9 protein-coding genes are annotated in these 21,821 nt (G+C 71.3%); all 9 read left to right on the forward strand.

The window, feature by feature from the left end; all coding sequences use genetic code 11:
- The first annotated feature begins 4 nt into the window (after positions 1 to 4).
- Complete coding sequence (locus tag KBA23_RS04505; protein WP_290737184.1) at positions 5 to 619, forward strand: dihydrofolate reductase family protein; 615 nt, start codon at positions 5 to 7, stop codon at positions 617 to 619.
- 120 nt (positions 620 to 739) lie between these two features.
- Positions 740 to 1,336, forward strand: a complete 597-nt coding sequence (locus KBA23_RS04510) for a hypothetical protein (RefSeq protein WP_290737185.1) — start codon at positions 740 to 742, stop codon at positions 1,334 to 1,336.
- A 152-nt stretch (positions 1,337 to 1,488) separates the two neighbouring features.
- Complete coding sequence (locus KBA23_RS04515) at positions 1,489 to 3,321, forward strand: protease pro-enzyme activation domain-containing protein (protein ID WP_290737186.1); 1,833 nt, start codon at positions 1,489 to 1,491, stop codon at positions 3,319 to 3,321.
- A 5-nt stretch (positions 3,322 to 3,326) separates the two neighbouring features.
- Positions 3,327 to 7,832, forward strand: a complete 4,506-nt coding sequence (locus tag KBA23_RS04520; protein ID WP_290737187.1) for a non-ribosomal peptide synthetase — start codon at positions 3,327 to 3,329, stop codon at positions 7,830 to 7,832.
- Positions 7,829 to 11,128 (forward strand): amino acid adenylation domain-containing protein, encoded by a 3,300-nt coding sequence (locus KBA23_RS04525; protein WP_290737188.1) that lies wholly within the window; start codon positions 7,829 to 7,831, stop codon positions 11,126 to 11,128. The genes KBA23_RS04520 and KBA23_RS04525 overlap by 4 nt, the downstream gene beginning before the upstream one ends.
- Positions 11,125 to 17,100, forward strand: a complete 5,976-nt coding sequence (locus KBA23_RS04530; protein ID WP_290737189.1) for a non-ribosomal peptide synthetase — start codon at positions 11,125 to 11,127, stop codon at positions 17,098 to 17,100. Before KBA23_RS04525 ends, KBA23_RS04530 begins: the two co-directional genes overlap by 4 nt.
- Positions 17,097 to 20,330 (forward strand): amino acid adenylation domain-containing protein, encoded by a 3,234-nt coding sequence (locus KBA23_RS04535; protein ID WP_290737190.1) that lies wholly within the window; start codon positions 17,097 to 17,099, stop codon positions 20,328 to 20,330. The genes KBA23_RS04530 and KBA23_RS04535 overlap by 4 nt, the downstream gene beginning before the upstream one ends.
- Complete coding sequence (locus tag KBA23_RS04540; protein WP_290737191.1) at positions 20,327 to 21,466, forward strand: hypothetical protein; 1,140 nt, start codon at positions 20,327 to 20,329, stop codon at positions 21,464 to 21,466. The genes KBA23_RS04535 and KBA23_RS04540 overlap by 4 nt, the downstream gene beginning before the upstream one ends.
- A 23-nt stretch (positions 21,467 to 21,489) precedes the next feature.
- On the forward strand, positions 21,490 to 21,821 hold a 332-nt coding region (locus tag KBA23_RS04545; RefSeq protein ID WP_290737192.1), incomplete at its 3' end, for a hypothetical protein.

Below are 21,821 nucleotides of genomic sequence, written 5' to 3' on the forward strand. Positions count from 1 at the left end.
TGCCATGAGAACGATCAGGATCATCGAGCATATCTCGCTCGACGGGGTGATCCAGGGCCCCGGCGGGCCCGAGGAAGATCCGACGAACGGGTTCGATCATGGCGGCTGGGCCTTTCCGCACCACGACGAGGCGGGCGGCGCCGCCATCGACGCGGCGCAGGGCAGGGGTTTCGACCTGCTGCTCGGCCGCCGGACCTACGACATTTTCGCCCGCTACTGGCCACACGAGCAGGGCGACATGGCCGACAGCCTGAACGCCGCGCGGAAATACGTGGCGACGCACCGGCCGGAGAGCCTCGGATGGGGCCCGGTCGAAGGGCTCGGCGCGGATGTCGCGGCCAGCCTCCGCCGGATCAAGGCGGGCGACGGCCCCGACCTGATCGTCTGGGGCAGCTCGACCCTGACGCCGCCGTTGATCGCCGAGCGGCTGGCGGACGAGGTCGTGCTCCTGGTCTTTCCGGTCCTGATCGGGCGGGGCAGGCGCATCTTCTCCGATGTCGTGAACCCGCAGGAGATGACGCTGCTGCGCTCGCAGACCACGCCGGCCGGGGTCATCGTCAGCACCTACCGGCCGGACGGGCCGATGCGAACCGGATCCTTCGCCGACGCCGCAGCGTGATCCGTCGACCATGCGGTTCGCGCCCCCGCCGAACGGCGATCCGGACTGTCGCCCAAGTTGAGAATCTGTCGGTATTCGGATACACTCCGATGAGTCCCAGTAGGGTAGGAGGGTCGAGCCGTGGATTCGGAAGAGCAACCCGACCGGCCCATCCGCAAGCGGGCCCCTCGTCAGAGCAGCACTACAGCTAGAGATGGCGGCGTCACTGACGGGAACGGCGCGGCAGTAGTTCGCGCGCTGGATGAGGCGGGGCAGTCGATGTCACGAAGTCTCTACCAGATCAACCTGTCGCTCCAGGAGCGGCAGATCGAGTCGGCGCAACGGTATCAGGCGGCGCTCCAGTCCACGCTGGAAGCGGGCGAGGTGAACGACATCAATGCGGCATACGGCGCCTATGTGAACGCGCTCGCGTCGCTGGATGGCATGCGGATCTCGGAAACGCGGGCAGCATACGTCGATCTCCTGCTGAAATTCAGCGTGGCCGCCAACCAGCAGGCGGACTTCGCGACGAAGACCTGCGTTGCGGACAACGAGCAGGCGCTCGCCGAGGCGCGCTCCGAGGCTCAGCAACAGTACAATCAGTACCTCGATACGTTGAGGTCCGTTTTCTCCAGGGCCGAAGAGGCAGACCTGCGGCCAGACGCACTCTTCGCCGTGGCCCAGAACATCGCTGCCGCAGCGGCAGCAGGCACGGCCGTTTTCGGGCGCGGCGAATAGCCCGAAGACCGTAGGCGCCGGGACCTCACCGACGCAATCGCGCGAGGCGCTTGACGATGGATTGCGCGCATGTGCCGCTCGACGGCAGCAATCACGCCGCCTGTCCCTTCGCAACCGCGATCGGCGCCGTCCCGGGTTCCCGGACCTATCGCGTGACGGTCCTGCTTCGGCGGCGTCCGGAGGCGCCGCCGTTTCCCGACCCGGGGGAAATCGGGCGCACGGCGATCCCGGATCGGACGTATCTCTCCATCGAGGAGTTCGAAACCCTCCATGGCGCCAGCGGGGACGATGCCGCCTTGGTCGCCGACTTCGCCGAACGCTGCGGGCTGCGGGTGACCTCGATCGATCTCGGCCGCCGGACCGTTTCGCTGTTCGGGACGGCGGCGCAGTTCGCCGCCGCGTTCGGGGCCCGGCTCCAGATCTTCGCGCAAGGCGGAAGCCTCCATCGCGGCTATGTCGGCGCGTTGCAGATCCCCGAGGACCTGAACGGCAGGGTCGTCGCCATCACCGGCCTCGACGAGCGCCCCGCGGCCGGAAGGCGGCTCTGGCCCGCCGGCAGGAACGATGCCGCCAGGGACGCCGCGGTCGTGCTGGCGCGCGCGCGCGGCACGGTCCGGCTCGCGGGGATGCTGTCGGAGCAGGCGCGCAGGTACGGGGACGAGGTGGAGGCGCACGGCGCCGTCCGGGAGCTGAGGCGGATCCGCGAGGCCCTCGGGGAGGAACTCGCCGATGCGCCGCCTGCCGAGGCCGCTCGGGCATATGCCGACAGGATCGCCGAGCCGGCGCGGCTGGCCCGGGAGTCCGCCGAGGCCATTCGCCGCGAGCGCGTCGCCGATCTGAAGGTCGAGTTCGCCGGGGCCGCCCGGACCGCCGCGCTGGAGGCGCTGGAGAAGGTCGGCGTCAAGACGGCCCCGCAGATCGCCGAACTCTACGACTTCCCGGCGGGCGCCGATGGTTCGGGCCAGTGCATCGGCATCGTGGAGCTTGGCGGGGGATACTACCGGTCGGACCTGGAGGCGTATCTCGGGTTCCTCGACCTTGCCGGCGTCGCCGTCACCGATGTCGAGGTGAGCGGCGGCCGGAACACGCCGGGCGTGACCGAGGCTTTCGACGCCGAGGTGGCGCTCGACATCCAGCTCGTCGCCGGCGCGGCGCCGGGCGCCGCGATCGCCGTCTACTTCGCGCCCCTGCATGCCGGGGGGCTGATCGACGCGGTCGAGACGGCCCTGCACGACAGGGCAATGCGGCCGAGCGTCCTCTCGATCGGCTGGGGGCTGTCCGAGGACTTCTGGCTCGGGGCGCCGATGCACGTGCGGCGCCTCGAGGACCTGTTCGCCGAGGCCGCGGCGCTCGGCGTGACCATCCTCTGCGCGGTGGGCGACCATGGGCCGGCCGCGACCCTTCGCGGCGCCCGGCCCTGGGTGGACTATCCGGCGTCCAGTCCGCGGGCGATCGCCTGCGGCGGCACGTCCCTCAGCTCGGTCCGCGACACGATCCTCGGCGAGACGGTCTGGAACACCCTTCCGACGTTCGGAACGGCGACCGGCGGCGGGTACAGCAAGCTGTTTCCGCGGCCGGACTGGCAGAGGCCCGACGTCGTCCCGTCCCCTGCCGTGGCCGCCGAAGGCGAAGGGCGCGGCGTTCCGGACATGGCCGGCAACGCCGACCCCGGAACCGGCTACCTCGTGCAGGTCCACGGCAGGACCAGGGTGATCGCCGGCGCCGGCGCCGTCGCGCCGCTCTTCGCCGCCATGATCGCGCGCATCAACCAGAGCCTCGGGAAGAACGTCGGCTACATCAATCCGCTGATCTACGGCGCCGGGGACCGCGGCCCGGCGTTCTTCGACGTCGTCAGCGGATCGAACGGCGCGTCACGGGCTGCCCCCGGGTGGGATCCCTGCACAGGGCTCGGGCGGCCCGTCGGATCGGGCCTGCGCGACCTTCTCCACGGCGAGGGCAGGCAGTCGGGCGTCGCAGTCGGGTAAGGGACATGAATGAACTGAGCGAGTACGTCTTTCCCCTGTCGCATGCGCAGCAGAGGCTGTGGTTCCTCGACCGGATGGCGCCGGGCAACCCGTTCTACAACATCCCCCTCGCGATCCCGATCGCGGCGCGCCTCGACGTCCCGGTGCTCGAGCGGGCGCTGAACGCGATCATCCGGCGGCACGAGACGCTCCGCACCGTGTTCGACGAGGTCGACGGCGAGCCGGCGCAGATCGTCCGCGAGACGATGCGGCTGCGCATCGAGGTCGTCGACATCTCGCGGATCGCCCCGCACGAACGCGAGGCGAAGACCGTCGAGCTCGCCACCGCCGAGGCCGTCAGGCCGTTCAACCTGCGCGACGGGCCGCTCTTGCGCTGCGGCGTGATCCGGCGCGGCTTCGCCGACAACGTCCTGCTGCTGTCGATGCACCACATCGTCTCGGACGGCTGGTCGATGAGCGTCCTCGCGCGCGAACTGACGAGCCTCTACCAGTCGTACGCGATGGGGCGCGGCGACACGCTGCCGGAGCTGCCCATCCAGTACGCGGACTTCACGATCTGGCAGCGCGAGCGTCTGGAGGGCGAGACCCTGCGGGCCGATCTCGACTACTGGCGGCAGCAACTGGCCGGTCTGCCGGTCCTGGACCTCCCGACCGACCGTCCCCGTCCCGACACCGCCAGCTTCCGCGGCGCCGCGCATCTCGTCGCGCTCGATCCGGGGCTGTCGGCCGCCGTTCGGGAGGTCGGGCGGCGCGTCGGCGCCACGACCTACATGACGCTGCTCGCGGCCTTCGCGGCGACGATGGCGCGGAGATCCGGCCAGGACGACATCGTGATCGGCGCGCCGGTGGCCGGCCGGACCCAACCCGAGCTCGAGGGGCTGATCGGCTTCTTCGTCAACTCGGTGGTCTTCCGCATCGACGCCTCGGGCGATCCGACGTTCCTGACGCTGCTCGAGCGCGTGCGCGACACCTGCCTCGACGCCTACGCGCACCAGGAACTGCCGTTCGAGCGGCTGGTCGAAGAGCTCAATCCGGGCCGCGACGCCAGCCGCAATCCGCTTTTCCAGGTGACCTTCCAGCTCGTCAACACGCCGACGTTCGGCGCGGCGGGCGGCGGCGAGGCGCGCGTCGAGGTGCATCGCGGCAGCGCGATCTTCGACCTCGCCTTCACGCTGATCGATGCGCCCGACTGCTATCGCGGCATGATCGAGTATTCGACCGACCTCTTCGACGCGGCCACGATCGCGCGGATCGCCGAAGAATTCGAGACCCTTCTCCGGGCGGCGGCGGCGGGCCCCGAACTGGCGGTGTCGCGCCTGCCGGTGATCGGCGCGGCCGACGCGGCGATCCTTGCCGCGCACGAGGCGGGACCGCGAAGGCCGCTTCCGGGGAACCCGGCCTACGTGATCGACGAGATCGCGGCGCGGGCGAGCGAACGGCCCGACGCGACGGCGATCGAGATGGGGGAAGGCCGCCTCTCGTACGGCGAGCTTGCGCGGCGCTGGACGGCGCTTGCGGCGCAGCTCGGCGGTCTGGGGATCGGACCGGAGGCGCGGGTCGGCCTGCTGCTCGACCGCTCCCCGGACCTGATCGTGGCGCAGCTCGCGACGATGTCGGCCGGGGCCGCCTATGTCCCCCTCGATACTTCCTACCCGCGCGACCACCTCGCGATGATCGCCGGCGACGCCGGGCTGAGCGCCATTCTCACGGCGTCGCCGCTTCTCGATGTCGCCCGAGAGATCGCGCCCGTCGGCGCCAGCGTCATCGCCCTCGACCGGATCGAAGCCGGGACGGCCGCCGGCGACGCCACGGGCGTGACCGGGCCGCAGCACGGCGAGGGCGCGGCCTACCTGATCTATACGTCCGGCTCGACGGGGCGGCCGAAAGGCGTCGTCGTGACGAACGGCGCGCTGGCGAACCACATGCGGTGGATGATCGCGCGCTTCGGCTTCGACGCCTCGACGCGCGTGTTGCAGCGGACGGCCAGCAGCTTCGACGCGTCGGTCTGGGAGATCCTCGCGCCCCTGATGGCGGGCGGCACGCTGGTCCTGCTGCCGCCGGAGGCGCAGCGCGACCCGGAATGGATCGTCCAGTGCCTCGACCGGCATCGGGTCTCGGTCCTCCAGGTCGTGCCGTCGCTGCTGCGGATCCTGCTCGATGAACCGGCGTTCTATCTCTGCGCCGGCCTGCGCCAGGTCTTCAGCGGCGGGGAAGCCCTGCCCGAAGACCTGCGGGCGCGGCTCGCCTCGGGCCTCGGACTCGACGTGGCGAACCTCTACGGTCCGACCGAGACGACGATCGAGGTCGCCGCCGCCGCGACGGACGGCTCGCCGCAGCCGTTCGGCGTGCCCGTCGGACATCCCATCGACAACAGCGCGCTCCGCGTGCTCGACCGCCACCACGCGCGGCTGCCCGTCGGCGTCGTCGGCGAGGTCTATGTCAGCGGCGCGAGCCTCGCGCGCGGCTACCACGGCCGGCCGGCCGCGACCGCCGAGGTGTTTCTGCCCGATCCGTTCTCGGAGACGCCCGGCGCGCGCATGTACCGCACACGCGACCTCGCGTTCCGGCGCGGCGACGGCGCCCTCGTCTACCGGGGCCGCACCGACGACCAGATCAAGCTTCGCGGATACCGGGTCGAGTTCGGCGAGATCGAGGCGAGGATCCGCGAGGTGGACGGCGTGTCCGACTGCGCCGTCTTCACGCCTGCCGGGAGCGGCACGCTTCTTGCCGCAGTCGTCCCGGGGGCAGGCGCCGGGGGCGATGGTGACGAGAGCCTGTTCGCCACGCATCTGGATCAGTGGGAGGATCTCTACGAAAGCCTCTATGACCAGCTTTCGGAGGCCGCGGAGCCGGACTTCGACACCATCGGCTGGACCAGCAGCTACACCGGCGAGGATATCGACCCGGCGGAGATGGCGACGTGGCGCGACACCACGGTCGAGCGCATCCTCGCCCTGAAGCCCGACAGGGTTCTGGAGATCGGCTGCGGGACCGGGCTCCTGCTGACGAAGATCGCGCCGCGATGCGCGCTCTATGTCGGCTCCGACATTTCCGGACCGGTCATCCGGCAGCTCGGCAGGCGCCTCGACACCCTGGGTCTCTCCGACCGGACCGTGCTGCACAAGCGTCGCGCCGACGAGCTCGACGACTTCGAGCCCGCGTCGTTCGACACGGTGATCCTCAACTCGGTCGTCCAGTACTTTCCGAGCGCGGCGTATCTCGCTCGCGTCATCGGCTCCGCGACGCGGCTGGTGCGCCCGGGCGGCGCCATCTTCGTCGGCGACGTGCGCAGCCATGCGCTGCTGACGGCCTTCCACGCCTCGCTCGCGCAGTCGCGGCTGGGCGATGGCGCCACCGGCGAGGAGCTGCTCCACCAGGCGCACCGGGAGGCCGGCCAGGAGAAGGAGCTGGCGCTCGACGGCGGCTTCTTCCACGCGGTCGCGATGGCCGAGCCGCGGATCGCCGGGGTGGCCTGCGCGTGCAAGCGTGGCGGCTTCGACAACGAGCTCGGACGGTTCCGCTATGACGTGACGCTGCGGATCGGCGCGCCACAGGCGCCGGCGAAGTCCGCGAGGCTCGACTGGCGCGGCGACAGCCTCGACCTGCGCAGCCTCGGAGCGCGCCTGCGGCAGACCGACGCCGATTGCGTGGTCGTCGGCGGCATTCCCAACGCCCGCGTGGCGGCGCCGTTCAGGCTCGCGGCGCTGGTGCGTAACGGCGCGGCGCAGAGATCGCTCGGCGAGCTCGGGCAGGTCGCGGCCGAGGCGTTGAATGGCGCCGTCGATCCAGAGGAACTCCACGGCCTTGCCGAGACCACGCCGATGGACGTCCGCGTGCGTTTCGCGGACGCGCGGCCCGATCACCTCGAGGCCGTGTTCTGGCGGCGCGGCGACCCTCCGCCGGCGGACGAGCGGCCCGAGGCGCTGCCAACGGCGCCAGAGGGGTATCGCGGCCTTGCCAACGATCCGCTCGCCGCCGCGCGCTTCCAGGAGCTGACGCAGCGGCTCAGGGTCCATCTGAGCGACTGTCTGCCGGAGCACATGATCCCCTCGTTGTTCGTGCAGAGGCGGTCGCTGCCGCTGAAGGCCAACGGCAAGCTCGACCGGCGCGCCCTCGCCAGCTCCGAGCACGACCGGAGCGCCACGCACGGAGCCTGCATCGCCCCGAGGAACAGCATCGAGGAGGCGCTGTCGACCATCTGGGCCGAGGTGCTGGAGGTCGGCCGCATCGGGATCGACGACGACTTCTTCACCGCGCTCGGCGGGCACTCGCTGCTCGCCGTGCAGGTGGTCAACAAGGTGCGCGACACGCTGCGGATCGAGGCGCCGCTGCGCACGATCTTCGAGGCGCCGAGCGTGCGCGACTTCGCCGCCGCGCTCGAGGCGTCGAACGGAGAGAGCCTGACGAAGGCCGCAGCCCTGTTCGTGCGCGTGCGCGAACTGTCCGAGGCCGAGGTGGACGCGGCTCTCCAGCCCGACCCGGGGGTCCGGGCCAGCGGAGCGCGCCGGTGAGCGCGCCCGCGGCCGCCGCGCGCCGGGACGCGCTGCTGCGCAAGCTGCTCGACGGCCAGCCGGATGCGGCGGCCCCGGCCTCGCCGATCCCGAGGCGCGCGGAGGGCGGGAGCGCGCCGCTCTCCTTCTCGCAGGAGAGGTTCTGGTTTCTCGACCGGCTTTCGCCCGGGAACCCGTTCTACGTCGAAAGCGTCGCCGTGCCGGTCCCCAGCGGAACGATCGACCTCGCGGCGCTCGAGACGGCGATCAGGACTGTCGTCGGGCGGCACGAAGTGCTGCGCACGCGGTTCGAGGAGCGCGAGAGCGGCGCCGTCCAGATCGTGCTGCCGGACGTCGACGTGCCCCTGCGGGTGCACGACGTGGGGGCGGTTCCGCCCGAGCGGCGCGACGGCGAGGTGACGCGCCTGTTGCATGACAACGCCACGTCGCCCTTCGACCTGAGCCGTCCACCCCTGTTCCGCTTCATGCTGATCTGCGGACTGGAGGCGGGAGAGATCCTCGCGATGGCGGTGCACCACATCGTGTCCGACGGCTGGTCGATGCGAATCCTTCAGCGCGAGATCAACGAGGTGATCGGCGCGATCGCGACCGGGAGCGCGCCCCGGTTGCCGCCCCTGCCGATCCAGTACGGCGACTTCGCCGCCTGGCAGCGGAACGGCCCCGAGGGGGGCCTCGATGGGGAGCTGGACTACTGGCGCGGACAGCTCGCCGGCCTGCCGGCGCTCGAACTGCCGCTCGATCGTCCGAGGCCGCGGGTCCTCGGCTTTCGCGGCGCCCACGAGGATGTCGGCGTGCCCCTCAACATCTCGTCCGGCGCGAGGGTCCTGGCCGGGCGCGAGGGGGCGACGCTGTTCATGGTGGCGCTCGCGGCCTTCGCCGTCGTCCTCGGGCGGCACAGCGGGCAGGACGAGGTCGTCGTGGGAACGCCCGTGGCCGGTCGCTCCCGGTCCGAGCTCGAGCCTCTCATCGGCCTTTTCCTCAACACCGTCGTGTTGCGGATCGACCTCGCCGGCGATCCGACGTTCCGGGAGCTGATCGCCCGTGTCCGCAAGGTCACCGTCGCCGCTTTCGACCGGCAGGACACGCCGTTCGAGCGGGTCGTGGAGGCGCTCCAGCCCGACCGCGACCTCGGGCGCAATCCGCTCTTCCAGGTCCTGTTCCAGCTCTACACCCCGCACGACGCCAGGGCCGGCGCCGCGACGGAGCAGACGAAGGCCATCACGATCGACAAGGGGGCGGCGATCCTCGATCTCTCCGTCCACCTCGCGGAGGGCTCGGGGGGGATCCAGGGCCGGCTGGAATACTCCACCGAACTCTTCGAGACAGCGACGATCCGGCGGATCTTCGAGCACTTCGTCCGGTTCCTCGCGGCGGCGCTGGCGACGCCGGGCCGGCGCCTCTCGGACATCGAAATCCTGTCCGGGGTCGAGCGCGCGGACGCCCTCGCGGCGGCGCTCGGACCGAACGTGGCGCACGACGTTGCGCCGACCGTCCCCGCCGCCTTCGCGCGAGCGGTCGCGGCGCACCCGGATCGTCTCGCCCTCATCGACGACGGCGCCGCCGTCACCTTTTCCGACCTCGACCGGCGCGTGCAGCAGATCGCCGCCGCGCTCGCGGGGCTGGGGGTGGGCCGGGGCGACCGCGTCGCGATCTGCCTCGAGCGTTCCGCCGATGCCGTCGCCGCGATGCTGGCGACGATGTGGCTGGGCGCCGCCTATGTGGCGATAGACCCGGACTATCCGCAGGAGCGGATCGCCTTCGTCATCGGGGATTCCGACCCCAGGGCGGTGGTCACGGTCGAGAGGCATCGCGTCAGGACGGGCGCGGCGCCGAGCCTCGTCCTCGATGGCGGACCGCTGCCGGATGGCGCCGCGACGCCGGCGGCGGCTCCGGCCGACGTCGCGTATCTGGTCTACACGTCTGGCTCCACCGGCCGGCCGAAGGGCGTGATGGCCACGCACGAGGCGACGATGAACCGGTTCGCCTGGATGTGGCGGCGCTTTCCCTTCGCCGATGGCGAGGTCGCCTGCCTCAAGACCGCCATCGCCTTCGTCGACTCGGTCTGGGAAACGTTCGGGCCGCTGCTTGCGGGAGTTCCCTCGGTCATCCTCGGGGACGAGGCCGCCCGCGACCCGGCGGCGCTGTGCGCGACCCTGGCCGAGCGGCGGGTGACGCGACTCCTTCTCGTCCCCTCGCTGCTGCGCGCCATCCTCGACGCCCGGATCGACCTCGAGACCGCGACCCCGCGCCTGAGCCTGCTCTTTACCAGCGGCGAGCAGCTGACCGCCGACCTGCTCGAACGGGTGACGAGGCTGGCCCCGTCCCTGAACGTCATCAACCTCTACGGCTCGTCCGAGGTCGCGGGCGATGTCACCTGCGCCGGTCCGCTGGCGCCCCGCGCCGACGGCGTGGTTCCCATCGGAGCTCCCCTCGACAATTGCCAGGCCTATGTCCTCGATGCGCGGATGCAGCCGGCGCCGCGCGGCGCGCTCGGCCAGCTCCACGTCGGCGGGCTCAACCTCGCCCGTGGCTATTTCCGGCAGCCGGCGCTCACCGCCGAGCGGTTCGTGCCCGACCCGTTCGGCAAACCCGGTGCGAGGATGTTCGCGACGGGCGATCTCGCGCGGGTCGATCCTACCGGCGCGCTGGTCTTCGAGGGCCGGCGCGACCACCAGGTCAAGCTCAGGGGGCACCGGATCGAACTCGGCGAGGTCGAGGCCGCGCTTCAGGATCATGCCGAGGTCGGACAGGCCGTCGTGGTCATGTCGCCGGACGGGACGGGGGGACGGCTCGACGCCTGGCTGACCTCCGCCGGCCGGCTGGCGCCGGACGAGGCCGCCCTGCGCCGCTTCCTCGCCGAGCGATTGCCCGCCTACATGGTCCCAGCCTCCTTTACGGTGATCGAGGCGTTTCCGCTGCTTCCGAACGGCAAGCTGGACCGGGGAGCGCTGCGCGACTGCGTTTCCGCGGGCGCCGCCCGTTCCGACAGCCTGCGCGCGCCCGAGACCGACACCGAGATCGCGCTGGCCGCGCTCTGGTCGGACCTGCTCGGAAGGCCGGCGATCGGGAGGGACGAAAACTTCTTCGACATCGGCGGACATTCCCTGCTCGCGACCCGGCTGGTCACGATCATCCGTGATCGCTTCGACCTCGACCTGCCGCTGACGACCGTCTTCCTGCGCCCCACGCTTCGGGAACTCGCGGGCGAGATCGAGCGACTCCTTCTGGCGGAGATCGACGCGCTGGCGGACGCCGGGCCTTCCGTCGATCCTGCCCGCGAGCGAGGTCTGCCATGAATACCGAGGGCCATCCCGTCGCGTTCCGGGCCGAGGACGTCTCCGCCGGCGACAGGCTGCCGGCGGACAGGCGCGAGCTCCTCAGGGCCCGCCTCGCCGGGCAGCGCGCGGCGTCCGCCGCGACCCGGCCGGGAGCTGTCCCGCGCCGTCCGGCCGATGCGCCCGCGACGCTGTCCTTTGCCCAGCAAAGGCTGTGGGTTCTCGACAGGATGGCGCCCGGCAATCCGTTCTACACCGAGAGCACGGCGCTGCGCCTGCGTGCGGCAATCGATCCCGACCTGCTCGAACGGGCGATCAACGCGATCGTCGAGCGGCACGAGGTTCTGCGCACGACGCTGCCGGAGGTGGACGGCCGTCCGGTCGCGCGCTTGGGGCAGGGGGTGCGCATCCCCCTCGATCTGTCCGACCTGTCGGACCTCACGCCGGAACGACAGGGCGAGGAGGTCGTGCGGCTGGCGACCGAGGCGGCGCGCCGCCCGTTCTCGCTCGCGGACGGGCCGCTCCTGCGGACGTCGCTCGTCCGGCTGGGGCCGACGGAGTGGGTGTTCCTCCTGTCGCTGCACCACATCGTCTGCGACGGGTGGTCGTCGGCGGTGTTCTCGCACGAGCTGTCGACGATCTACGCCGATCTTGCGGCGGGGCGGTCGCCGTCCCTGCCCGATCTCCCGATCCAGTATGCGGACTATGCCCACTGGCAGCGCGAGTGGCTCGCCGGCGAGCGGATGGAGCGGCAGCTCGACTACTGGCGGGAGCGCCTGGCCGATCTCGCGCCGCTCGAACTGCCGGCGGACCATCGGCGGCCCGCCGTGTTCAGCTATGCGGGCTCCAGGCGGTCGTTCCTGCTGCCGCGCAGGCTTGCCGACGCTCTCGACAGGCTGGGCCATGAAGAGGGAGCGACGCTGTTCATGACCCTGATGGCGGGCTTCGACTGCCTGCTGCACCGGCTGACGGGTCAGGATGACGTCGCCATCGGGACGCCGGTCGCGGGCCGGACGCGCAAGGAGCTCGAGCCGCTGATCGGCTTCTTCGTGAATTCGCTCGTCATCCGCGTGGATCTCTCGGGGCGGCCCAGCTACCGCGAGGTCCTGCGGCGGGTCCGGGCGCGGGCGCTCGAAGCCTACGACCATCAGGACCTGCCGTTCGAGAAGCTGGTCGAGGACCTCCAGCCCGAGCGGGATCTCGCGCGGAACCCGCTCTTCCAGGTGATCTTTCAGCTCCACGCTGACCAGAGCGCCGGCGCGGACGCCGGCGCGGATGCGGGGCTCGGCGTCATCGAGGTCGAGCGTGCGACCGTCAAGTTCGACCTGCGGCTCGAGTTCAGGCAGACCCCGGAGGGTCTGGCCGGAGCCTTCGAGTACAGCACCGACCTGTTCCGGCCCGAGCGGATCGACCGCATGGTCGACTACCTCGTTGCCATCTACGAGGAGATGGCGCGCGCCCCGGACGCGCCGGTCTCGGCGCTGCCGCTGGTTCGGGGCGAGGAGCGGCGCCGGATCGCGGACTGGGGCCGCGAAGGCGCCCCCGAGCCCTCCGACCGGGGAACGATCGTCGAGCGGTTCCTCGCCGTGGCGGCCGGTCGCGAGGCCACTGTGGCGGTGTCGGACGGGGAGCGGGACCTGACCTATGGCGGGCTCCGCGACGCCGCGGCCGAGCTCGCCCGGCGCTTGCAGGCTCGCGGCTGCGCGTCCGAGACCATCGTCGTCGTGCCGTCCGTCCGCGCGGCGGCGACGGTGGCGGCGGAGCTCGCCGTGCTCATGGCCGGCGGCGCCTATCTGCCGCTCGATCTCGACGAGCCGGACGAGCGCCTCCGCCACATGATCGCGACGGCCGGCGCGACGCTCGTGGTGGACACGACCGGCGCCGGGGCGCGTCTGGAGGGATTGGGGCTCGTGCCCGTGCCCCTCGACGCCGCCGCGGAGGAAGCGGACGCCGCGCTCGCGACATTCCCCGGCGGCGGCGATCGGCTCGCCTACGTCATGTATACCTCGGGCTCGACCGGATTGCCCAAGGGCGTGGCGGTCCGGCAGAACGCCGTCCTCCGCCTGGTCGAGAATGCCGACTACTGCGCGATGGGACCGGACGAGGCGGTGCTGTTGCTGGCGCCGATGACCTTCGACGCCTCGACGCTCGAGGTCTGGGCGCCGCTGCTGAACGGCGGCAGGCTTGTCGTCCACCCTCCTGGCCGTATCGACATCGATGCGCTCGCCGACGCCATCCGGCGGCATCGGGTCACCATGCTCTGGCTCACCGCCGGCCTGTTCCACCAGATCGTCGACAACCGGATCGAGGCGCTGGCCGGGCTGCGCCAGCTGCTCGCGGGCGGCGACGTGCTGTCGCCGCGCCATGTCCGGGCCTTCCTGGAGCGCTACCCGGATTGCCGGCTGGTCAACGGCTACGGCCCGACCGAGAACACCACGTTCACCTGCTGCCACCGGATCGCCGCGCTCGCCGACGGCCCCGGGTCCATCCCGGTCGGCCGGCCCATCGGCGGGGGCCATGTCTACGTCGTCGATCGCGACGGCCACCTGGCGCCGGAGGGCGTGCCCGGCGAGCTCTGGGTTGCGGGCGAGGGTCTGGCGCGTGGCTATCTCGGCGACCCCGCGATGACCGCCGAGTGGTTCGTCCCCGACCCGTTCAACGGCCGGGGCGCCCGGGCGTACCGGACCGGCGACCTCGTCCGCTTCCTTCCGGACGGGGCCCTCGAGTTCCTCGGACGCAAGGACAGGCAGCTCAAGATCCGCGGCCACCGGGTGGAGCCGCGGGAGATCGAGATGACGCTGGCGTCGCATCCCGACATCGCGGACGCGGCGGTAATCGCCCGCGACGACCTCGGGACCGGGCTGAGGCTCGTCGCCTATGTCACCCCCGAGACCGGGGAGCGCGGCCCGGGGGCTGCGTCGGCGCTCGGGTCGGTGCAGGCTGAGGCGGTCGGAGACTGGCGCACGATCTACGACGACCTCTACGCAGGAGCGGCGTCGTCCGCGGCCGAGCGGGGTTTCGACACCGCCGGATGGCGGTCGAGCTACACCGGCCAGCCCATCCCCGCCGCCGAGATGCGGACCTGGCTCGACGCGACGCTGGCGCGCATCCGGTCCCTCGCGCCGACCCGCGTGCTCGAGATCGGCTGCGGGACCGGGATGCTCGCCTACCCCCTCGCGGCCGAGGCGGCGTTCTATCGCGGGGTGGACTTCTCCGCGCCGGTTGTCGAGGCGCTGCGCCGCGGCCTTCGGCAATGTGACCTCGCCGACAGGACGGAGATTGCCGTCTGCGCCGCTCACGAGATCGGCGCGCCCGGCGCGGGCGCGTTCGACGCCGTGCTCCTCAATTCCGTCGTGCAGTACTTTCCGGGAGCGGCCTACCTCCGCGACGTCCTTGACAGGGTGATTCCGGCCGCCGGGCCGGTTGGACGCATCTTCATCGGCGACGTCCGCAGCCTGCCTCATGTCGCCGAGTTCCAGACCGCGGTTCAACTGGCCCGCAACGCCGGCGACTTCGACCGCGCCGACTTCGTGCGGCGCGTCCGGGACGGCGTCCTGTGCGAGCGCGAGCTGCTCGTCGATCCGGCGCTGTTCCGGAGCCTCGCCGCGGTCGATCCGCGCGTGGCCGCCTGCGACATCCAGTGGAAGCGCGGCGACGCGGAGAACGAGCTGGCGCAGTTCCGGTACGACGTGATCCTCCATCTCGGCGCGTGCGAAACCATGGCGGCCGACCGGCAGGCGTTGAACTGGCGACGCGACGGTCTGAGCCTCGAAAGCCTGGCGCGGATCCTGCGCGAGACCGATCGCGCCGAGCTTTCCGTCACCAGCGCTCCGAATCCGCGGCTCGCCGGCTTCGGTCAGATATGGGAGTTGGCGCAGCAGGAGGGCGACAGCATCCCCGCGGCGACGGTGAGCGAGATCCTCGACGCGACCCGGAACGCCCGGCTGGACGCGTACTGGGAAGTGGCGGAATCCGCCGGGTTCGAAGCCGCGGTCTCGCCGTCGGAGACGGACCCGCTCACCTGCACGCTGCACTATCGCAGGCAGGGTCGCCCGGTTCCGCCGCCGGCCACGGCGGGTCGGCGCGCCTGTCCGGATTGGGCGCAGTTCACCAACAACCCGGTCAACGCCGCGCTGGCCGCGAAGCTGATTCCGTCGCTGCGCGAACACGTCGCGGCGCATCTGCCCCAGTTCATGCATCCGGCGGACTACGTCCTGCTCGACGCCCTGCCCCTGACGCGCAACGGCAAGGTCGATCGAAGGGCGCTGCCGTCCCCGCTCCGGGAGAGGAGCGCGGCCGCGTCCGCCGAGCTGGCGCTGCCCACGAACGAGGTCGAACGCCGGCTGGCCCAGGTCTGGGCCGGCGTCCTCGGTCTGGACGCGGTCGGCATCGACGACAACTTCTTCGAGCTCGGCGGCGACTCGATCCTCGGCATCCAGGTCGTCTCTCGCGCCCGTGCGGAGGGCATCGGCGTCACCGTCCAGCAGCTTTTCGAGAGCCAGACCGTCGCGGCGCTTGCGGCCGTCGCCACGCTCGCCGCGACCGACGAGGGCGACCAACGGGCGGTCGAAGGGCCGTGCGACCTCGGCCCGGCGCAGCTCTGGATGTTCGAGAGCGACTCTCCGCGGCACGACCATTTCAACCAGGCCCTGCTGCTACAGGTTCCGGCGGAGATCGACGCCCAGTCGCTCGATGCGGCGTTCCGGGCGCTCCTCGCCCATCACGACGCGCTGCGGTTGCGCTTCCGGAACGACGGCGGCGCATGGACCGCCGATACCGGCGCCCGCACGGGGGGGCGGCTGGACTGGATCGACCTGAGCGAATACCGGGGCCTTGCCCGGCGGCGGATGCTGGAAGCCGCCTGCGCCGATTGCCAGAGGGCGTTCGACCTGCGCGACGGCCCGCTGTTCGCGGCGACGCTGTTCGACATGGGCCCGGGTCAGCCGGCGCGCCTGCTTCTGGTTGCGCATCACCTGGTGGTCGACGGCGTCTCGTGGCGCATCCTGCTCGAGCATCTCTGGCTCGGGTATCAGCAGGCGGTGGAGGGGCGGAGGCCGGTTCTCCCGCCCAAGACGACCTCCTTCGCGGCGCATGCCGCGTCGCTCCGGGGCCTTGCGCAATCGGACGAACTGCTGGACGAGTTGCCCTACTGGCTGTCCGCCGCGCCGAAGGCGGCGACCCTTCTTCCCGTCGACCGCCACGGGACCAACCGCGAGGGCGACGCCGCCGAGATCATGGTGGAATTGCCGGAAGACGTCTCGCGCCAGGTGCTGACCGACCTGCCGAGGGCGTTCCGGACGCAGATAAACGACGTCCTGCTCACCGCCTTTGCCCGCGCGATGATACGCTGGAGCGGATTGCCGGAGGTGGTCTTCGACCTCGAGGGCCACGGCAGGGATCCCGCTCCCGGAACCGACCTGTCGCGCACCGTCGGCTGGTTCACGTCGATCTTTCCGGTGACGCTGCGCGCCCGCCCGGACGACGACGTCGCGACCTCGCTGAGATCGGTGCAGGCGCAGCTCCACGAGATTCCGCGCGGAGGCGCCGGCTTCGGCGTCCTGCGCTACCTGTCGATGGATCCGCAGGTTCGCCGCAAGCTGGCCGACCTGCCGCCCCGCGACATCGGCTTCAACTACATGGGGCAGTATGGCGGCGGCGACGAGGGCGCGATTCTCGCCGCGCCCGAGAGCGTCGGGCCGATGCGCGAGCCGCGCGCGCCCCGCCGCCACCTGATCGAGGTCGAGGGTGCCGTGGCGTTCGGTCGCCTTCGCTTCACCTGGATCTACAGCCGCAACCAGTACGACGCCGACTCGATCCGCGAGGTCGCCGATCTCATGCTCGAGGAGCTGCGCGGCGTTGTCGCTGCCGCCGTCTCGCCCGGGAGCGACAGGCTCACGGCCGAGGACTTTCCCGCAGCCCGCCTGGACGAGGCGGATTTCACCCGGCTCATGGCGCGGCTCGGCGCCCGGCCGGCCGCGAGGGGCGCGCCATGAGCACGATAGAGGACATCTACGAGTTGTCCCCGATGCAGGCGGGGATGCTGTTTCATACGATCTGCGAGACCGACGCGCGCCCCTATTTCGAACAGGTCGTGATCCCGTTCGAGGGGGCGGTCGACATGGATGCGCTCTCCCGGGCGTGGAACAGCGTCGCCGCGGCCAATCCCGCGCTCCGCACCTCGGTCCACTGGGAAGCCCTCGACAAGCCGGTCCAGGTCGTCCGCCGCGGCGTCACGGTCCCGATCGAGGAGTGGGACCTGCGTCATGTGGCGGCTGGCCGGCGCGAGGCCGCGTTCCAGGAGCGGCTGGCCGAGGACCGCGCGCGCGGGTTCGATCTCGAAGCCGCCCCGCTGATGCGGATCGCGCTGGCGCGAATGACGGAGGGTTCGCGCCGGATGGTGCTGAGCTTTCACCATGTCATCCTCGACGGCTGGAGCCTCCAGGCCGTGTTCGGCCAGTTCAGCGACGCCTATGCCAGCCTTGTCGCAGGGCGGACGCCAGCGCCGCGGCCTGCGCGGCCGTATCGTGCCTTCATCGAATGGCTCCAGGCCCGGGATCCCGCCCATGCCAGGCGCCACTGGGCCGAGGCGTTGCGGGACGCGCCCGGGCCGTCCGGCATCGCCGGCGCCGTGGCGCCGGTCGCCGCGCCGGGCGCCGCGCCCGAGGACTTCGACGAGATCGGCTGCCGGCTCTCCGCCGCGGAGACGGAGCGCCTGCGCGCCGCGGGGCAGGCCCGCAAGCTGACGCTGAACACCTTGCTCCAGGGGGCATGGGCGCTCGTTCTCTCCCGTTTCGCCGGCAGCGAGGACGTCGTCTACGGCGTCACCGTCTCGGGCCGGCCGGCCGAGATCGCCGGGGTCGAGGGGATGATCGGCCTCTTCATCAACACCGTCCCGCTGCGGGTCCGCGTCCCGGACCGCGCGGGGGTGGTCGAGTGGCTCTCGGCGCTTCAGGCCGATCAGCTGCGGGCACGAGACTTCGACCATTGCAGCCTCGTCCAGATCCGCGACTGGGCGGGCCTGCCGGCCGAGCGGCCGCTCTTCGACACCATTCTCGCCTTCGAGAACTACCCCATCCGGCGCACCGACGACGGCGCACGCGCCGAGGTGACGTTCATCGAACGCACCAACTACCCGCTTTCGGTGGCTGTCGTGCCGGGCGACGGGCTGCGGATCAGGCTTCTGCACGACACGCGCGCCATGACGCGCGAGCGCGTCGAGGAAATCGGCGCGGCGCTCCGGGCGACGCTCGTCGAGCTCGCCGCCGCCCTCGGCGCAAGCGTGCCGGTGACGCTCGGCGACGTCTTCTCCGCGACCGCCCCCGAGATCGCCCTCGTCGACATGGCCTCTTCGTATCCGCGCGCCTCGATCCCGGAGCTTTTCGACGAGATCGCGACACGGTATCCCGAGGCCGCCGCCCTCGAGCAACCCGGAAGGCCGGTCAGCTACTCCGGGTTGAGCTCGCTGGCGCACTCCCTCGCCGCGGAGATGGCCGGCCTCGGGGTGCGGCCCGGAGACAGGGTCGCCATCCTCGCCGGCTCGACCGTCAACGTGGCTGCCGCGATGCTGGCCACGCTGCGGCTCGGCGCGGCCTACGTGCCGCTCGACGCCGCCTATCCGCACGACAGGCTCGCGGCCATCCTGCAGGAAACGCGCGCCCGCCTGATCGTGACCGATACCGAGCATCGGGACCGGGCCGGGCGCCTCGGCGTGCCGCTGCTGAGCCTTGGGAGCGGCGCGGTCGCCACGGCGGGGCAGGGGGAGCCGCCAGAGGTGCGTGTCGACCCGGAAGCCATCGCGTACGTGATGTTCACCTCGGGATCGACCGGTCGGCCGAAGGGCATCGAGATCCCGCACCGGGCGATCGTGCGCCTCGTCCGCAACACGAACTACGTCGATATCGGCCCCGGCGACCGGTTGGCGCGCCATTCCAACTGTGCGTTCGACGCGACGACGTTCGAGATCTGGGGCGCCCTTCTCAACGGCGCGGCGGCGGTCGAAATCGACCGCGACACCATGCTGACCCCGGACCGGTTGGCCGAGACGATCGCCGCGCGCGGCGTGACCACGATGTTCCTGACCACGGCGCTGCTGAACCGGATCGTCGCCGAACGTCCGGACAGCCTCGCCGGGCTCGACACGCTGATGTTCGGGGGCGAGGCCGCCGATGTCGAGGCGGTCCGCGCCCTGCTCGATGCAAGGCATCCGGCGCGGATCCTCCACGTCTACGGTCCGACCGAGAGCACGACCTTCGCAACATGGCATCGAGTCGATCGCGTCGAGGAGGGCCAGCGGACGCTCCCGATCGGCCGGGAGATCGCGCACACGACCGCATACGTGCTCGACCGCGCGCTTCGCCCTGTCCCTGCGGGCGCGCCGGGCGAGCTGTTCCTCGGCGGCGACGGTCTCGCGCGCGGCTACTTCGGGCAGCCGGCGCTCACCGCCGAGGCGTTCTTGCCCGATCCGTTCTCGGCGACGCCGGGCCGACGGCTGTATCGCACCGGCGACCGCGTGCGGCGCGACGCGGCGGGCCGCCTGGTCTTCCTGGAGCGGATCGACGCCCAGGTTAAGGTTCGCGGCTACCGGATCGAACCCGGCGAGATCGAGGCTCTGCTGCTCGCCGACCCGGAGGTCGACGAGGCCGTGACGCTCTTGCGCGGAAACGGGGACGGCCGCTCGATACTCGCCTATGTCGGCGCGAGGAACGCCCGGCCTGATGCGCTCGCCGACCGGCTCATGCAGGAACTCGCCGCGCGCCTGCCGAGCTACATGCTGCCGGCCGGCATATGCGTCCTCGACACGCTGCCGATCACGCCGAACGGCAAGATCGACCGACGCGCCTTGCCCGCGCCGGGCGACATCCGGCCTTCGCGGGATTTGCCGGACGTCGTTCCCGACGCGACCGAGGCGCAGCTTCTGAAGATCTGGTCCGCGGTCCTCGAGCGCGACGACATCGGCGTGCACGACAACTTCTTCGACATCGGCGGCCATTCGCTCCGCGCGACGCAGCTCGCCTCGCGCATCCGGCGCGAGCTCGGCATCGACGTGGCGCTGCGGACGATCTTCGAGAACCCCACCGTCGCCGCGCTCGCCCGGGCGACCGGGACAGCCGCGGCCGAACCGCCGGCGGCGCCCGACGCGCCGCAGCCCACGCCCTCGCGCGAGGACGGCATCAAGCCGGTGTCCCGCACGACGCGGCAGCGCAGAATGGCGGCCGCGCCATGACGTTCTCGCTCGCCGGTTTGACCTTCAACCATGATCCCGCCTCGTCGAGCGTCAGCGCGCTCAACATCCGGCTGAACGCAATCCACGAGGTGTCGACGCCGGAGTGGCTGCCGGACCGCGCCGTGCAGTTTCCGGCCGCCTATTCGATCAGCGACACGACAGGCGCCCGGGTCGAGGTCAGGGCAGACCTCACCGGCGATCCGAACGCCCGAGTCGAGATGCGCGCGATCCCCGCCTCGCCCTTCATACCGAACGTCCTCGGGCCGACGGCGACGGTCCGGGTCAACTTTCCGCCGAACGGGATACGGCGAAACGTCGGGTTCCCCCTGCTCGGCCCGCTGTTCCGGACAGCAGGCGTCGGCGCCCATGACGCCGCCTGGCGCTGGCAGGTGCGCGCGGTCGGCCCCGGCCCGTGGCACGACTTCGACGTCAGCGCGCACCGCATCTACGTCGTTCTTCGAGAGCCGACGCTGCCCTGGACGCAGCAGCCCTTCACCCGCCAGAACACGCAGCTGCCCTGGGCGGAGGTGCTCGAATGGGCCTGCCGCTGGGCCGCTCTCTCGCAGTCGGTCGACAGGGCTGCGGCGGCGATCACGTTCCAGGTCTTCCAGCTCGGCGCGATCGGGTGCATCGCCTATGACTGCACGGGTGGCAGCTTCACGAACTACGCCTATCCCGAATTCGACTGCACGTCCTTCCTCGCCAGACTGGCCGGGGGCTACGGTCGAGGCCCGCGAGTGAACTGCTCCGATTGCGCAACGATGGTGTCGACCTTCGCCAATTGCGTGGGGGCCGACCTCTGGCAGTCGCAGATGTTCAACATCGTGGCGCCCTTCCAGTGCAACCTGACGCGGCTGATCGGCGCCTACTTCTTCGGAGCCGTCTGCGGAGCCGGGCTCTTCAACTACCACGAGGTCGCGTGGGAGGGCGCCTGTTCCGACATCGAGGACGTCTACGACGCCTGTCTCGAGGTGATTGCACCGCCGCCGCCATTGCCGTCGCTGGCGCCCTTCCTGCCTGCCGACGTGGCCTTCGGATGGGCTCCGGGCTGCTACCGCGACCTCCTGGTCGCCCCGGCGTCGCGCCCCCTCTGCCAGGCGCAGCCGCAGACCAGACAGCGCCGAATGGTTTACTGACGTCCATGACAGGGGAAAGCGACATGCAACCCGACCCGCGCCTCGAGGCCCTGCGCGCGCGGTTCCAGTTCGACCAGCTGCTCGGCAGATCGCGGCGGCGGGACTACTTCTTCGTCCTGGGATACCGGATGCATGGCGGCGAGATCAGCGACGCCCGTCTGGTTGACTCGCGCGCCGGGCCGTTCCGCGGGCGGGGCCGGTTTCGCAACGCCGTCTGGCAGCCGCAACCGCGCGGCTTGGCGGCGGGGCTCGATCCGATCATCATCGACAGCCTCGAGCTGCCCAGCTTTGCCAGCGCCGAGACCGAGCTGCGCAGGCTGTTGGGCGAGTTCCACGTCCCGATCCGGCTCGAGCC

It is taken from the genome of Amaricoccus sp. (genome assembly GCF_017995835.1).
Taxonomy (GTDB): domain Bacteria; phylum Pseudomonadota; class Alphaproteobacteria; order Rhodobacterales; family Rhodobacteraceae; genus Amaricoccus.

What these genes read in the sequence shown, in the direction of transcription:
- KBA23_RS04505 (WP_290737184.1), top strand. Translation starts at nt 5, where the DNA reads ATGAGAACGATCAGGATCATCGAGCATATCTCGCTCGACGGGGTGATC.
- KBA23_RS04520 (WP_290737187.1), top strand. Translation starts at nt 3,327, where the DNA reads ATGAATGAACTGAGCGAGTACGTCTTTCCCCTGTCGCATGCGCAGCAG.
- KBA23_RS04530 (WP_290737189.1), top strand. Translation starts at nt 11,125, where the DNA reads ATGAATACCGAGGGCCATCCCGTCGCGTTCCGGGCCGAGGACGTCTCC.
- KBA23_RS04535 (WP_290737190.1), top strand. Translation starts at nt 17,097, where the DNA reads ATGAGCACGATAGAGGACATCTACGAGTTGTCCCCGATGCAGGCGGGG.
- KBA23_RS04540 (WP_290737191.1), top strand. Translation starts at nt 20,327, where the DNA reads ATGACGTTCTCGCTCGCCGGTTTGACCTTCAACCATGATCCCGCCTCG.